11 protein-coding genes are annotated in these 16,064 nt (G+C 32.9%); 5 read left to right on the forward strand and 6 right to left on the reverse strand.

Annotated features, from left to right (window positions below):
- The first annotated feature begins 205 nt into the window (after nucleotides 1-205).
- Complete coding sequence (locus OD917_RS09440; RefSeq protein WP_263523289.1) at nucleotides 206-991, forward strand: alpha/beta fold hydrolase; 786 nt, start codon at nucleotides 206-208, stop codon at nucleotides 989-991.
- On the opposite strand, the gene OD917_RS09445 is transcribed toward OD917_RS09440, so the two are convergent.
- Nucleotides 988-2,961 carry a sigma 54-interacting response regulator gene (locus OD917_RS09445; RefSeq protein ID WP_263523290.1) on the reverse strand — a complete coding sequence of 658 codons (1,974 nt, stop codon included), beginning with the start codon at nucleotides 2,959-2,961 and terminating at the stop codon, nucleotides 988-990. The genes OD917_RS09440 and OD917_RS09445 overlap by 4 nt on opposite strands.
- Nucleotides 2,962-3,166: 205 nt before the next feature.
- Here OD917_RS09445 and OD917_RS09450 point away from each other — a divergent pair, with 205 nt between their 5' ends.
- The 4 genes from OD917_RS09450 to OD917_RS09465 all read left to right on the forward strand — a co-directional run bounded on the left by OD917_RS09450 (nucleotide 3,167) and on the right by OD917_RS09465 (nucleotide 8,232).
- Nucleotides 3,167-5,602 (forward strand): sensor histidine kinase, encoded by a 2,436-nt coding sequence (locus tag OD917_RS09450; RefSeq protein ID WP_263523291.1) that lies wholly within the window; start codon nucleotides 3,167-3,169, stop codon nucleotides 5,600-5,602.
- Nucleotides 5,603-5,839: 237 nt separating this feature from the next.
- Complete coding sequence (locus tag OD917_RS09455) at nucleotides 5,840-6,820, forward strand: alpha/beta hydrolase (RefSeq protein ID WP_263523292.1); 981 nt, start codon at nucleotides 5,840-5,842, stop codon at nucleotides 6,818-6,820.
- 94 nt (nucleotides 6,821-6,914) lie between these two features.
- Nucleotides 6,915-7,454: a hydrolase gene (locus OD917_RS09460; RefSeq protein WP_263523293.1), complete on the forward strand. Its 540-nt coding sequence runs from the start codon at nucleotides 6,915-6,917 to the stop codon at nucleotides 7,452-7,454.
- A gap of 7 nt (nucleotides 7,455-7,461) precedes the next feature.
- Entirely contained in the window at nucleotides 7,462-8,232 is a 771-nt protein-coding gene (locus tag OD917_RS09465) for an alpha/beta hydrolase (protein WP_263523294.1), read from the forward strand.
- 88 nt (nucleotides 8,233-8,320) lie between these two features.
- Here the strand turns inward: OD917_RS09465 and OD917_RS09470 are convergent, their stop codons facing one another.
- From OD917_RS09470 to OD917_RS09490, 5 genes are all read right to left on the reverse strand, one after another.
- A complete protein-coding gene (locus OD917_RS09470) occupies nucleotides 8,321-9,253 on the reverse strand; it encodes an NAD-dependent epimerase/dehydratase family protein (protein WP_263523295.1) in 933 nt (310 codons plus the stop codon).
- 148 nt (nucleotides 9,254-9,401) lie between these two features.
- Nucleotides 9,402-10,826 (reverse strand): SusD/RagB family nutrient-binding outer membrane lipoprotein, encoded by a 1,425-nt coding sequence (locus OD917_RS09475; protein WP_263523296.1) that lies wholly within the window; start codon nucleotides 10,824-10,826, stop codon nucleotides 9,402-9,404.
- Between the two features lie 12 nt (nucleotides 10,827-10,838).
- Nucleotides 10,839-14,027: a SusC/RagA family TonB-linked outer membrane protein gene (locus OD917_RS09480; RefSeq protein WP_263523297.1), complete on the reverse strand. Its 3,189-nt coding sequence runs from the start codon at nucleotides 14,025-14,027 to the stop codon at nucleotides 10,839-10,841.
- A 719-nt stretch (nucleotides 14,028-14,746) separates the two neighbouring features.
- Nucleotides 14,747-15,190, reverse strand: coding sequence for a hypothetical protein (locus OD917_RS09485; protein WP_111290680.1), 444 nt, complete (start codon nucleotides 15,188-15,190; stop codon nucleotides 14,747-14,749).
- Nucleotides 15,191-15,373: 183 nt separating this feature from the next.
- Complete coding sequence (locus OD917_RS09490) at nucleotides 15,374-16,009, reverse strand: hypothetical protein (protein WP_263523298.1); 636 nt, start codon at nucleotides 16,007-16,009, stop codon at nucleotides 15,374-15,376.
- Between the last annotated feature and the right edge of the window lie 55 nt (nucleotides 16,010-16,064).

A 16,064-nucleotide genomic window follows, 5' to 3' on the forward strand; every position in this document is an offset into this window, starting at 1 on the left:
GAATACAAAGGCTTTACATTTTTATACTGTATTATCAATCATGATATTTCAATACTTAAAACTTCTTTTTAACGATATATAATAATTCTAAAATCTTCTTCAATTAAGAATACTATTGTAATCAACACTTTATTAAAAAGGCATTGCTTTTGTTTCTGTAAATCAAATTGTTCTGCATTCAAAAAAATAATCTAATTAAGCTGATATGTATTTATCTAATAAAAAAACGATTATGTTTATTACAGGAGCATTTGTAAATCATTCCTGCTGGAAAGAATGGATTATTTTTTTTGAAAGTAAAGGTTATAAAACCGTAGCGCCGCCTTGGCCACACAAAAATGAATCTTCAGATGTTTTAAGACAAACACATCCGAATTCAAAAATTGCTAAAATCCGTCTCAACAATTTATTGGATTATTACATCGAAATCATTGAAAAATTGCCTGAAAAACCAATTCTAATCGGGCATTCTTATGGAGGTCTTTTGACACAATTATTAATTCAGAAAGATTTAGGATATGCCGGAATTTGCATACATCCTTTTCCTCCTGGCAAAATGTTATATTTCAATTTTTCCTTTTATAAAATCATTCTGTATTTTTCAGATTGTTTTATTTCGAAACAAAAAACCTATTTATTGTCTCTAAAAAATTGGAAACATTTTTTCAGCAATCAAATGTCTTTTGAAGAACAGAAAGACAGTTATGAAAAATTAGTAATTCCAGAATCCAAATTAGTTTTGGGCGATATATTTTCTAAATCGGCAAATATAAATTTCAAAAACAAACACAATCCTATTTTATTTTTGGCAAGTTTTGACGATCATTTTATTCCGTCTGCAATTATTTATTCCAATTTTAAAAAATATAAAAACATACATTCTATCACTTGTTATAAAGAATTCCGAGATACCAATCATTTGGTTTTAGTCCATCGAAATTGGAAAACTGTTGCTGAATTTATCGCGAACTGGTTAGAAAAAATTGCTTAGCTAATCTCTTTTTTAATTTCCAGTTTCTTTATTTTAGAGTTTAAAGTTGAAGGATGAATATCTAAAATTTCTGCTGCACCGCCAGCTCCTGAAATTTTTCCATTGCATTTTTTTAGAATATATAAAATATAATCTCTTTCGTTTTCTAAAATAGTCTTTATCGAAAATGGTTCAGAAACCTGTTCTGGATGCATTTTAGAAGACATTGAAAGTTCTATTTCTTTTATCGTATTTCCTTCTGTCAATAAAATGGCGCGTTGCATAACGTGTTCAAGCTCTCTGATATTTCCTGGCCAATTGTAATTCATAATTTGCTGCAAAGCAAAATCAGAAAGATTTGGAGCTTTTCTGCCCATTTTTTCGCTGTAAACTTTTATAAAATGATTGGCAAGATCTGGAATATCTTCTTTTCGCTTTTTTAAAGAAGGAACAATAATAGGGAAAACGTGAAGACGATAATACAAGTCCATTCTGAATCTTCCAGCTGCTACTTCTTCTTCCAAATTTTTATTTGTGGCCGCAATAATTCTAACATCAATTTTTAAAGATGATGTTCCGCCAACGCGTTCAATTTCTCTTTCCTGCAAAACACGCAATAATTTTACTTGAAGTTCCAGCGACATCTCTCCTATTTCATCAAGAAAAACTGTTCCGCCATCTGCCAGTTCAAATTTTCCAATTCTTCGATCTACAGCTCCTGTAAAAGCGCCTTTTTCGTGTCCAAAAAGCAAAGATTCTGCAAGATTTTCAGGAATCGCTCCACAATTTATTATAACCAGTGGCTTCTCTTTTCTATCAGATAAAGAGTGAATACTTTGTGCGATTTTCTCTTTTCCTGTACCACTTTCGCCTAAAACTAAAACGGAAGTATCTGAAGGAGCCACTTTTCGTATATAATTGAAAACAGAAATCATTTGCGAACTATTGCCAATAATTCCTTCAAAACCTACAGCAGCTGTTTCTGGTTTTTCTTTTTTTATTTCCTTTTTTTGAAGAGGCAAACTCGTTTCTTGTGTCGAATAAATTTTAGCAATAAACTGAGAAAAAGTATGCTCGAGTGCTTTCAAAAGCTTTAGACTTTCTTGAGAATAAACATTCAGGTTTCGGCTATAAAAAGTAAAATGATAGCTCTGGATCGCTGCAATTGAAACAGGAAAAATCAAATACGATTTTATTCTAAAATTATGAGTTATCAAAGCTTTTATTGGCGCTTCCTGCAAATTATTAATTAATGATTCTTCACTATAGATAATTGCTTCTTTATCAATTATTGACTTTTTGTAAGCCTCATCAATTTCTTTCAGAGATAAATCTGTTATTTGAGAAAGCTTTTTAGAATCGACAATTTGATAAAGATCAATATTTTTGCGAATGATTCCCAGATTATCGTAATGTGTTGTGGTAATAAATCCTGTTTCTAAATAATCAAACGGAATAAAAGTCTGGATAATTTTGGCGAAAGCCAGAAGCGCGTCGTCTTTCTTTACATTTGAATTTATAATCTCAGTAATTTCTTTTTGAAGCTGAAACTGCTGCATTAACTGCGATTCTAAACTATATTGCTGACGAAAAAATGCAATTTCTAAAGTTGTCAAAACATCCTGATCGCGAAATGGTTTCACAATAAATCCGTAAGGATGGGTTGTTTTTGCTTGATCTAAAATGCCTTTACTCGAATTTGCCGAAATAAATATAAATCCGATATATTTTTCTTTAAGATAATGAGCCAGTTCTATTCCGTTTCTGCTCCCTTTTAACATGATATCCAGAATAACTAAATCTGGTTTTTCGATCTGAATCTGATCCAAAGCCTGCTCAACCGATCGTGCAATTCCTGTTACTTCATAATTTGCTTTTTCGAGAATTAATTGCAAATCGTGCGCTTCAATAAATTGATCTTCTACAATTAAAATTCGTTTTTTCAAACCTGAAGAAACAGCTTCATATCCGTTATCGGGAGACTTTTTCATAAGTGAGTAAATTTTGTCTTATATTGCACTTAATTAATTGATACAAAAATAGTTAATTATAATAATTAAATTTAATCGTTTCCAAATTTAGATAAATTAAAATCACAATTAACCGTAATTTTCATATTATTTTTTAAAAGATCAAAAAATGTTTCTGTTTATATTTGTTAATCAAAAACTTACTAAAATTTAATTTTAATAAACCATGAGGCTACTTTACTCGTTTTGTCTGCTGTTTTTAATTGTACTTAATTCTGAAGCGCAAAACCATCCTGCAACAGCAAATTATGACTTAAAAAAGAAGCGTTTATTAATACAAACTTGTTCTATTTATTTATACAATTCTAATCAAGGATCAATTGATGCTGACAGTTCTGTAGTTTTAACGTGCAAAGCCTATAAACTTCCTGTTTCTTTAGCTTATGATGAAGGTTTTAATGACGGCTCTTACTTAATTGGAAATGATTTAATTGAAAGAGGAAATATTGACGCTGCCAAAAAGCTTTTTCTCAAATCAAAAAACGTAGATAAAGTAAAACTGGCTTTACAATTGGGAAATTATTATTTGTTCCTGCCTTTTACAAAACCAGATGATTTAAAAAACGCCAATTTTTATATAACTGAAGCGCTAAAAATCAGTAATCAGTTAAAAATCCAAAAGTGGCAACATCAGAGTTTAATGCTGCAAGGAAAGTTCTATTTTCAAGTTAATAATTATCCTGAAAGCAAAAAATGCTTTTTGCAAGTTGTAAACGAATGCCGAAAGCAAAACGATAAAGTCGTTCTGGCAGATGCATTGCTTAATCAGGCAACCTATCAATACGATTTAGATCCTGAAAAAGAGAAAATTTTAAAAGAAGCCGAAGTTCTATATAAAGCTTTAGGTTTTGAAGAAAAAGTAATTGAAACAAAAACAAAACTGGGGACGATTTATTTCTGGCACGGAAAAATAAATGATGCGAAGAAAATCCTGTATCAAAATATTGCTGCGATGCGAAAAATTGGCTTTAAGCAACAGCAATTTGGAGAAACGACTATTGCGTATATTGAAGCTATTCAATTTAATTTGAAAGCTGCTTTATACTATGCTCAAAAAAGTGTAGAAACAATGGAATCTACAAAAGACTACACTTTTGCGGACATTTTTTATATGCGCCTCGGATTAGTGTATTTGCAGATGGGACATACGGACGAAGCTATTAAAATGGCTGAAAAAAGTATTAAGTACGGACAAAATGTTTATAGTAGTGGCAGCTGGTATAAAAGCTTTATCACAGCCACTGCATCATTGTCTATGAAAGGAAAAAACAAAGAGGCGATTGAATACATGAATTCTATTACGAGCAATTATCCGCCTCCAAATGACATTGACAATATGCTGATGAATTTTGCCTACGCAAATTGCTACTGGCGAATTAAAAATTATGGTACAGCCGAAAAGTATTTTATAAAGTCTGGAGAAGCTGCAGATCGTTTAGATTCACCGCAGACTTATCGAGATGTTTGCAATACTTATGCGTCTATTGCTTTGTTTTATGCAAATCGAAACAATCTCCAGAAAACAAAATTATATGTTGATAAAATCGAGGCTATTTCAAAGAAGTACAGCAAGAACTACAATTCAGAAGCATTACAAATGTCTTTATACAAAATAGATTCGCTTAATGGAGATTTTAAAGCTGCTTTAGTGCATCATAAATTGTATAAAAAATTGAGTGATTCTCTTTTAGATTATTCGAAAAACAAACAAATTGAAGAGCTCAAAATTCAGTATGAAACAGAAAATAAAGAACAAAAAATCAAACAATTAGATAAAGAAACGAATCTGCAGGAAGCGGCATTAAAAAAATCCAAATTATTAAACACACTTTCTATTTGGAGTTTAATTTTATTGCTTCTTACTGTTGTTTTGCTGTACAACCGATATCGTCTGAAACAAAAAAGCAATGCCGAGCTAGCACTTAAAGAAAAAGAAATTAATCTGAAAAATATAAATCTTAGGCATTTGCTTGATGAAAAAGAATGGCTTTTAAAAGAAATTCATCATCGTGTAAAAAACAATCTTCAAACTGTTATAAGTCTGCTTAATTCGCAATCGGCCTATTTGGACAATGATATGGCGCTGTCAGCAATTAAAAACAGCCAGCATCGTATTCACTCCATGTCTTTGATTCACCAGAAATTGTATAATTCGGAGAATATTTCGACGATAAATATGCCCAATTATATCAGAGAATTGGTCGAATATCTTAGAGAATCTTTTTCGCTTGGACAACGCATTCGTTTTGAACTAAAAATTGATCCGCTAGAATTGGATGTTGCGCAGGCAGTTCCGTTGGGACTTATTTTAAATGAATCCATAACAAATTCAATTAAATATGCTTTTCCAGATAATCAAACTGGGATGATCTATATCACGCTCGAAGCTACTTCGGAAGAGAAATATCTGCTTACAATTGCAGATAATGGAGTTGGTTTTGATGCGAATATGAGCTTTACAAAAATCAATTCTTTTGGTTTGAGTTTAATAAAAGGCTTAAGCGACGATTTGGATGCAGTTTTTTCTATGGAAAATAATAACGGAACGATTCTTAAAATTGAGTTTTTAAAAGAATTTCCAATTAATGAAAAAAGAAGATAATTTGACCAATTAAACTTTAATTTCCCTTATAGCGAAATCTCACTAATCTAAATTTGTTTAACGAAATATAGCATTTTTTAATCTTATAAAAAGTACTAAAACCTCCTATTTACGGGTGTTTTATTGGCATGGCATGTAAATTGGTTTTTCTGGGAAAATTAACCCTTAAAACCATTTATTATGAAATATTTGAATGTTACAAAGAAATTATTAATCCTGTTTTTAATTTTAATAACCATGACAACAAAAAGCAATGCTCAAGTAGATTATGCATCAGATCCGCATTTAACTCCAGCAGTTAAAGAATTTTTAAAACCTTTAAATTCTGGAGGAGCACCTTTAGAATCGCTTCCTGTGGCCGATGCTCGCAATGTATTGGTTGGCGCTCAAAATGCTTTCAAAGTTGATTTATCTGGAATCGAAGAATCTGAAAAAGAAATCACTGCAGACGGCTACAAAATCAAATTAAATATTGTTCGTCCTGCAGGAGCAAAAGGAAAACTGCCTGTTTTTATGTTTATTCACGGCGGCGGCTGGGTTTTGGGCGACTATCCAACTCACAAAAGAATGGTTAGAGATTTGAGTGTTCTAACAGGTTATGCTGGTGTTTTTGTCAATTATTCACTTTCTCCAGAGCATAAATATCCGCAGCCAGTAAATGAGGTACATGCCGCTGCTAAATGGATTGCTGCGCATGGAAATGAAATCAATGTTGACGGAAGTAAATTAGGAATTGTCGGCAATAGTGCAGGCGGAAATCTTGCTACGGCGAGCGCGTTAATGGCGAAAGAAAAAGGAACTCCGCTGTACAAAGTACAAATTCTTTTCTGGCCAGTTGCAGATGCTAATTTCGAAACAGAATCTTATAAACTTTATGGAAAACAGCGTTTTTTAACTTCTTCTCTAATGCAATGGATGTGGGATCAATATGTTGATCCTTCTAAGAGAAAAGAAATTTATGCATCGCCATTGCAAGCGAGTCTTGCCCAGTTAAAAGGTTTGCCTCCAACTTTAATTCAAGTAGCTGAAAATGACATTTTAAGAGACGAGGGCGAGGCTTACGGACGCAAATTAAGTGATGCTGGAGTTGTAGTTACAACAGTTCGTTACAACGACGTAATCCATGATTTTGGTTTATTAAATGGTCTTGCTGAGATTCCGCAAACTAAAGCTTTATTTCTTCAGGCTGCTGCAGAACTTAAAAAATATCTGAAGTAAGAGTTTTTTAGACAAAAAAAACATAACAACCTGTATTTAAACATTTTACATATATAAAATTTGTAAATTTAATTTCTTAAATAATCAAAGAGTTATGCTTGTAAAAGAAAACACTGGATTGCTGTTAATTGATGTTCAAGGAAAACTAGCTAGAATTGTACACAACAATGAAAAGCTTGCATCGAACCTAGAAAAACTCATTCGAGGCTGTCAAATACTCTCTATTCCGATAATTTGGGCAGAACAAAACCCAAAAGGACTTGGGGCTACTATACCTGAATTGGAAAAATTATTGCATCATCAAAAACCAATTGAAAAATATACTTTTAATGCTTTTGATAATGAAGTTTTCAAACAGGCAATTATCGATTCTGGAAAAAAACAATGGCTGGTTTGTGGTATAGAAGCTCATATTTGTGTTTATCAAACGGCGATGGGATTACTATCTAACAATTTCGAAGTAGAAATTGTTGCAGATTGTATTTCTTCTAGATCTGAAGAAAGTATTGGAATAGCATTGAATAAACTGGAAAGTAAAGGAGCATCGGTAACCAATATTGAAATGTGTCTTTATGAACTTGTTAAAGACTCTCGAAGAGAATTCTTCAAAGAAATTCTACCATTAATCAAATAAAAAAATCATGTCAAAATCAAAAACTATTGTACTTATTCATGGAAATTTTGTTAACGACAAAACTTGGACGGAATGGAAACAGTACTATGAACAGAAAGGATATACAGTTTACGCACCAGCAAATCCAGGGCATGAAGGAAATCCTACTGAATTAAGAGCAAAAGTTCATCCGGATCTAACTAAAACTGGATTTATAGATGTTGTTACTAATATTAGTAAATTGATCGATACTTTGCCTGAAAAACCTTTAATAATAGGACATTCAATGGCCGGAATGGCGGTATTGAAATTAATAGAACTAGGAAAAGCAGTAGCTGGTGTCAATATCGATGGGGCACCACCAAAGAATGTTTTTCCTCCATTTCAAACATTAAAAACCGTAATACCTGCTTTTGGTTTCTTTTCTTCTAAAAAATATTTTATGGGGAGCCGAGAGTGGTATGATTATGCTTTTTTTAATACTATAACGGAAAATGAAAAAGCGAAAGCATTTGAAAAATTCGCAGTTCCTGAAAGCTATAAAGTGAGCCGCGAATTGGTTTTAAATTCATATTCGAATATTAATTTCAAAAAACCTCACGAACCAATTCTCTTTATTGGCGGCGGAAGCGACCATATCTTTCCTCCTAGTTTAACACAAACAGTTGCAAGCAGATATAAAGAAAATGCTGGTCGTGTAGATCTCAAAATATTTGATGGGAAAAGCCATTTTATCTGCGGAGAACCTGGCTGGGAAGGTGTCGCCGATTATATTATAAATTGGTATGAAGCACTATAGAAATTGTATATTTTAGAGTTTAAAGAATATATAAAAATGCTAAATCTAAAAGATTTAGCATTTTTGTTTTTCTTTCAAAATAATAGTTTCATGAAGAATATTGCTCCTTTTTTATTTCTTCAATTCCCTTTCTATAGCTTGTTACAGGAAAATCTGGAAAACGCTTTCTAAATTTTGAATCATCAAAAACGTTAGCATGTTCATATCTTGGAAGCAGTTCTTGCAGTTCTTTTGCTTGTTTATTGAAAAGTGCTCCTACTGTAAACACAAACTTTGGCATAACCTTATATTTTAAATCTCTGCCATATATTTCAGAAGCCAATGTAATGAATTCTTTATAATTAAGATGGCTTTCATCGACAGGCAAATGCCACGTTTGACCATAAGCATCTGGAGTATTCCCTATTAATGCTGTGGCACGACTTGCATCAGGCGTCCAGATCAGGCTTCGCTTTTTAGTGTCACTCAAAGGCACTTTTAGTTTTTTATTTCCTTTAATTGCATTAAAAATTAAAGTATTGGTAATACTCTTCGTTTTAGCGGGACCATAAAATTCTGGCGCGCGACATATTACCGCTTTCAATTGTCCTGATTTTATTTCATTTAAAACCATTTCAGCCATTTCTTTCCTGATTTTTCCTTTTCTTCCCACGGGTTCAAAAGCGGTTTCTTCTGTAAGAACTCTGCTGTCTTGCGGATACATATACGTATTATCAAAAAATACTAGTTTGGTTTTGTTGATTTTACAGGCTTTAATAACGTTTCTTGTTATCAGCAGAAATTGTTTTTCCCATAAATCAGAATCCATAGGAAGTCCTAAAGTAAAATAGGCAATTTCAGAACCTTTCACCGCTTCTATTGCTTTTTCTTTATTGGTTAAATCTGCCGAAAAAACAGTATCTGTATCGTTAACTTTTTTTGCTTTACGACTTACAATTCTTATATCTGATGTATAATTTCTTTTCAGTTCTCTTGCCAATTCTTCTCCTATCTGTCCATTTGCCCCTAATATCGTCTGCATCTTATTTTTGTTTTATTTGACATTCTGTCTAAATTATAGAAAATTTGCAATACATTCTAAAATTAAATTATAATGTTCTCTTAATAAAAAAAGCCGTACCAAGTTGGTACGGCTTCTATTAAAATTTAATGATTATTAAGATTTTTTCTTATTTCACATCAAACCAAAGTTTGGTAGTTAATAAGTCTTTTCCTTGAACTTCAACTGCAGCTTGGTAGCTTGCTCCGTTCAACGATTGTTCTGTACCTGGATAGAAGAAACGTGAAGGAATCTGCCCATCTAAAACTGTGTCAGGGCCAGCTGTTAATACTGGATAATCCAATCTTCTCCATTCTGTAAAAGCATCTAAACCTTGTCCGAAGAAAGCAATCCATTTTTGTGTACCAATCGATTTAGCATAATTTGATGAATCATATTTTACGCTTGCCTGATTCAGATAATCTGAAATAGTTGTTGCATTGGTAATTCCAAATTGATTGAACGATGCCGTAATTGCATTTTTATAATACTGTTCTGCATCTCCAGAAATATATCCGCGCGCTGCAGCTTCAGCGAGATTAAACAATGTTTCTGAATAAGAAGCAATTACCGCTGGTGATGCCGAAGTCAAGAAATAAGTTCCTGGTTTTGATGTTTTAGCAAAACCTTGGCTGTTAGCAGCACTATTTGATAATCCGTTAGCACCTCCAACATATTTTCCTACACTTGCATCTGATGGCAATTGTGCAAAAACTGGCAAACGTGGATCTGACAATTCATACAATTTATCAACCATAGTTTTTGAAATACGGAAATCATCACGAGTTTCAAACCATGCCGAAGCTGGATTTTGCTGAGGCGAACTAGTATAAGTAAACTTAAATGTTTCGCTTTCGCTGCTAATTACTCCAGCAGCGTCGCTTGTTGCTTCAATTGCAGCTTGTTTTGCTAATGTAGGTTCTTTATCTGAAATTCTTAATGCGATTCTCAAACGAAGCGAATTCACAAATTTTTTCCATTTCGATATATCTCCTTTATAAACCAAATCTCCAGTAACAGAACCGTTTGTTGCGTTAAGCAAAGATTGAGCTTGTTTCAAATCTTCAAGTAATCCTGTATAAACTTCTTTTTGAGTATTGTATGCTGGCGTTACTTTTAAACCTGCTTCTTTGTACGGAATACTTCCGTAAGCATCTGTCAACAATAAAAATGTCCAAGAACGTAAAGTCAATGCGATACCTTTATAATTTGAATTTGCCTGTGCATCTGGAAAGTTTAGAATTGTATTCAAATCTGTAATTAGAGTCGAATATCCTTTATCCCATAATGTTGTGAAAGAGGTATTAGACACATCGTATCGATCTGGTTCTGTATATTGGATTTTAGCCCAATGCTGAACAAACAACAAAGATGAATTAAAGTTATTTACATCTCCCCAGTACAAATCTGCACCTTGTTTTAACGTTCCCGTCAATAAGTATGGTGCCAATGGAGTTTCAGTCGCATTTGGATTTTTATTAATATCATCCAAAGTATCACTGCAAGAGCTCAGTGTCAATGCAAATAGTATTGTATATGATAGTTTTTTTAGCATGATTCCGAGTTTTTAAAATTTAACATTAAGATTAAGACTGAAATTTCTAGTTGTTGGCAATGCCAAACTTTCCAATCCTTGTGCATTTCCTGTATTAAAAGCCGTTTCAGGGTCAATATTTGGAACCTCTTTGTAAATAAAGAATAGGTTACGTCCTGCAGCAGTAATACTTGCTCCTTCTAGACCTAGTTTTTTAACTAGTTTTTTATCAAAGTTGTAACTAAGTTTTATCTCTCTCATTTTTACAAAAGTTGAACTATAGATATAGGCTTCACTAATATTGTATGATGCTTTGTAATATTCCTGTGCACTAATCACTTTGTTATTTGGAGTTCCGTCTGCATAAACACCATTAAAGATCATTCCATCATCATAAACCGTTACACCGCTTGGCGCAGTTCCGCCTGTTACCAAAGTTCTCCCATTAGCAGTATTGTCACCTGGGTAATAGTAGCTTAATCCTCCATGTTCTGCATCACGACCTGTCATAGTCTGAGCTAAAACTCCTGTATAATTTCCTGTTCTGTTTGTTCCTGAGAAAAGTTCCCCTCCTACACTAGCATCAACTAAGAATGATAATTCAAGATTTTTGTAAGTCAAAGTATTGGTAATACCTGCCAAATAATCTGGAGTGTAATGTCCTAAAACTCTTTTTGTTGGATCTGCTTTTGGAAGACCATTTGATCCTACCACAATATTTCCGCTTGCATCGCGCTCATAAGCAGTTCCGTAAAGTGCTCCATAAGCTTGACCTACAGACGCTAATACATCTACACCTCCAGAAGAACCAATTGTGTAATTTTTAATATCTCCAGCGTAATCCAAAATTTCTACTTTACTCTTATTTTTCGAATAATTTAAAGCCACATTCCATTTGAAGTTCCCTGTTTGAATAGGATTTCCATCCAATTGAACTTCTATACCTTGGTTATTAATTTTACCTGCATTGATTAACTGCGAAGTATAACCGCTTGCTGCTGTAGTTTTTATCTCCAAAATTTGGTCAAAACTATTTGTGTTATAATAAGCAACATCAAAATGAAGTCTGTTTTTCCAGAAAGAAGCTTCAAGACCTACTTCAGTAGAACGTGTTGTTTCTGGTTTCAAATTTTCATTAAGTTTTCTCTGAGACGAAGTTTGAATTGGATTTCCGTCAAATGCTGTTTGGAAATTGTAAACTGTAGACAATTGATATGGATCTGCATCGTTACCTACTTCAGACCATCCACCGCGAACTTTTAAGAAATCTAAAGTACTGCTTTTAATGTTTAAAGCGTCTGTTAAAACCACACTACCATTAATAGAAGGATAAAAATAAGAACGGTTGCTGCTTGGCAATGTTGATGACCAGTCATTACGTGCCGTAACGTTTAAGAAAGCATAGTTTCTAAATCCTACTTGAGCTGAAGCATAAGCACTGTAAACTCTCAATCTAGACAATGAATTTGAAGACGTTAAAGGATCTCTCGAATTCGTTAATGTATATAAATCTGGCACAGCCAAACGTGGCGCTTTTTGATAATTGTTTGCGTCGCTATGGTTACGAATGTTAAATCCTGCAAGTGCATCTAAACTAAAATCATCATTAAGCTTTTTTGTATATTGGAAAATACCTTCTGTATTTTGTTCATTTACAGTATAAGCGTCTTCGGCATAAGAACCGTAAGGCGTTCCGTTTGTACCGTATTTAATGGTGTATTTTCTACGGTCGTTATAGTAATCAACTCCTGTGCGGAATCTAAAATTAAGTCCGTCTGCAAGTTTTGCCTCTAAATGGATATCTCCAATTAAACGATTACGCTGTTGGCTAGTTGTATTGTAATATGCATTCCAGTATGGATTACTGTAGTAGCTGTTGTTCCAGTTAGTGTTCCAATCTTTATTAAGCTGATTGATATCTACTTGACGTCCGAACCAAAGAAACTGCAACATAACACCAGCAGCACGACCTCCTGATGGTCCTCCAGGTAAAGCTGGAGCATTGGTAACAATATAATTTCCTGTCACTCCTACTTTTACGTTTTCAGAAATTTTGTAATTAGCATTAACAGAGAAGTTTGTTTTGTTTATTTCACTGTTAGGCACTGTTCCAAGCTGTTTTTGATTATTAGCTCCTAAACGGAAATCTGATTTTTCATCAGCTTTAGCAACAGAAATACTATTATCGTAAGTAATACCATTATTAAAAAAGTCTCTTACATTATTAGGATGAGCTACAAATGGAACTGCTTCTCCGTTTGAATAAAATTGAGGAATAAGGCGTCCATCCAATTTAGGCCCCCAGCTTTCATCAACTCCATCATTAACTCCGCCTCCTTTACCATCTACGTAGCTGAATTTTCCGTTCGATCCTTGTCCAAATGAATTTTGAAAAGAAGGCAAAGTTGCTACTTGAGAGATTGTAATACCTGTATTGAAAGTAACTCCAAATCCTTTTTGATTTCTACCTGATTTTGTAGTAATCAAAACCACACCATGCGCAGCACGAGATCCATAAAGCGCTGCGGCGTTAGGACCTTTTAAAACCGTTAAAGTTTCAATATCCTGCGGGTTTAAATCGGCAATTGCATTTCTAAAATCACGGGTTGCTCCACCAAAATTTAATTGTGAATTATCTACTGGAACACCATCAACAACAAACAATGGCTGGTTGTTTCCTGCGATAGACGTTTCCCCACGAATAATAATACGTGAAGATCCCATATCTCCTTGTGAGTTGGTTATACGTACACCAGCTACTTTACCAGAAAGGCTGTTCAAAAAGTTTGTTTCTTTTGTTTCAGCCAAGTCTTTTCCTTTAACTGCCTGAGTGGTATATCCTAAAGATTTCTTTTCTTTTGAGATTCCAAGAGCGGTTACAACAACTTCAGATAATGCATTCTGTTCTTCAGTAAGCTCAATTACGATTGCATTTTTATTGACTACAACTTCTTCTTTTTTATATCCCAAATAACTAATGATAAGTGTATAAGGAAATTTTTGGCCAGTCTGGAAGTAAAAATTTCCATCTGTATCTGTTACGACTCCATGTGTTGTGCCTTTAATGTTTATAGAAGCTCCAATAATAGGCTCTTTTGTAACAGCATCGACTACTGTTCCCTCCAGTTTAGACTGGATTAACGGCTTAGTCTCCTGTGATTTAACTCCTATGGAAATCAACAAAATACATAGCCAAGCATATCTTTCTAATTTTTTTTTCATTACTTTGTTTTAGTTTAATAAATAAGGTAAGCCAAGAACTGGTTAGTACATTCTAGCTTTCCTTTTAGAGATAATAATTTCTTTAAGCTTCACCATTTCTGTTCCCGCAGAGATGGTTTTTCTTTTTTATCTGCAACACATTCGTTTTTTCATTTTCACTGATTTTAGATTACTACTATTTAAATTGGCCTATACAATATTTCAACCCTATACAGGATTGTATTTATTAAAATTTACAATGAATTAAAAAGAGAGGAATTTTAACCTTGGTAACTCGTAAGGCTTAAACTGCCTTTGTGGTTCTCGCTTGTTCAAAAATGAAATTGGAATATGGTCTTTAATCTCTGGCTTTTAACTTATTTTTTAAACTCTACTAATTTGATAGAACAAAAGTATATTAAAAATTTTAGTTCCCAAATTTTAATTGATTTTTTTGCAAAAAAAATGTTAAGCAAATTAATTTTACCTGTTTAAAGCATTAAAAACAAACAAGTTAGCTTTTTAAAGGATTTTAACTATTTTATAAGAATTATACTAAAACCATAAAATTTAGAAGTGATTCTAGCCTTTTTAAAAGAATTGTACAACAGAAAATGTACAATGGAAAGAAGTGATAAATTTTGTTAGAAATGATTCGAGACTAATTTCGAAAGTTTATTTCAAAAAAAAAACTCCAAAGTCTAAGACTTTGGAGTTTGTAATTTTTATGCTTGAGATTTTTATAAATCGTTGAATTCGTGTAAAGATTTCAAAGTGTTTTCGTAGAATAAAATCGCAGCGATAAGATTTCCTTTATCTGAGTAAGGCATCATCTTTCTTTGGAAATCTACTGTAGTATCTAAGAAAATTGTTGTGCCTTCTGCTTGTCCATCTAAGAACTTTTTGTTTTCACTAGTATCAGGAATACCTAAATCTGCCATTGTAACACCAGGTTTAGTAACCAAAGCAATATAAGGAAGTGTTTTTACTAAAACTTTAATACGCTCAATGTACAATTCTAAAAGCTCTCCTTTTTGCATACCACTTAATTCTTTTTGATCATGGTATTTACGGATTAACGCTGTTGTACTAATAATACTTCTTGGTGCATTTTTTGCCTGTGCAGAAACAGCAGCAGTCGTCAAGAAGAAAAGGACACTTAATAAAAAAATCTTACTCTTCATTTGTTATATAGATTTGGTTCTTGAATAAAAACAAAAATATATAAATTAACTTAAATTGCAACTTTTATAGTTTATTTTTCCCAAAAATATGATTATCTCTTAATCTGAATAAGTAAAATAGTACAGCGGATGCCCAATAAATAAGTGTTTTCAGGGCTTTGCAAGCTTTTATTTGATCTTTTCTTATGATTTAATTATTCTAAATCGCCCAGGATATTTGATCCAGATGCTTTTTTTGTTCCCATAATAATCCATAAAATCTTCGCAAACAAAAACGGCATGAGCTTTTGACCATGCTACAACTCCGCAATATTCACTTCCAGATTGTCTTTTTAATTTTTGAATTTGCTTGCCTAATTTGAATCCTAAGTATTTATAGATTGTTGGAGTATATACGGTGCCTTCTTCTAATTCTTCTAAAGCTTTTTCAAATGTTGGTTCTTTATCGATAATCTGCATGTATTTTGCCATTACAGCATAAGTCAATACGGCATAATCTCTAATTCTTTCGCTGTCACAATTATCTTTAATATAAACAAAACCTGCCGATTTTCTGGCTTTAGCTATTTCGATGCTATCCAAACTAAAAGTTGCATCGTTTTTTAGCTTAATCTTATAAGTATCATTGCTTAATTTTTCGCTCTCAAAAAGATTATCTAATCCATAAACATTTAAAGAAGCTTTAATGAAAGCGATAGATGAACAGTTTGTGCGTTCTCCTTGTTTAAAACTTTCAAATATTTTATCTGAGCTCAATTGTGAGTAAGAATTGGAATAGACAAACATTAAAAGTAAAAAAAATGAGGTAACCGATTTCATGCCTTGTATTATATATTATTACTCAATTATTATTTGAGAAACTGTATTAGATTTT

Source organism: Flavobacterium sp. SH_e, from assembly GCF_025717045.1.
Classification (GTDB): Bacteria; Bacteroidota; Bacteroidia; order Flavobacteriales; family Flavobacteriaceae; genus Flavobacterium.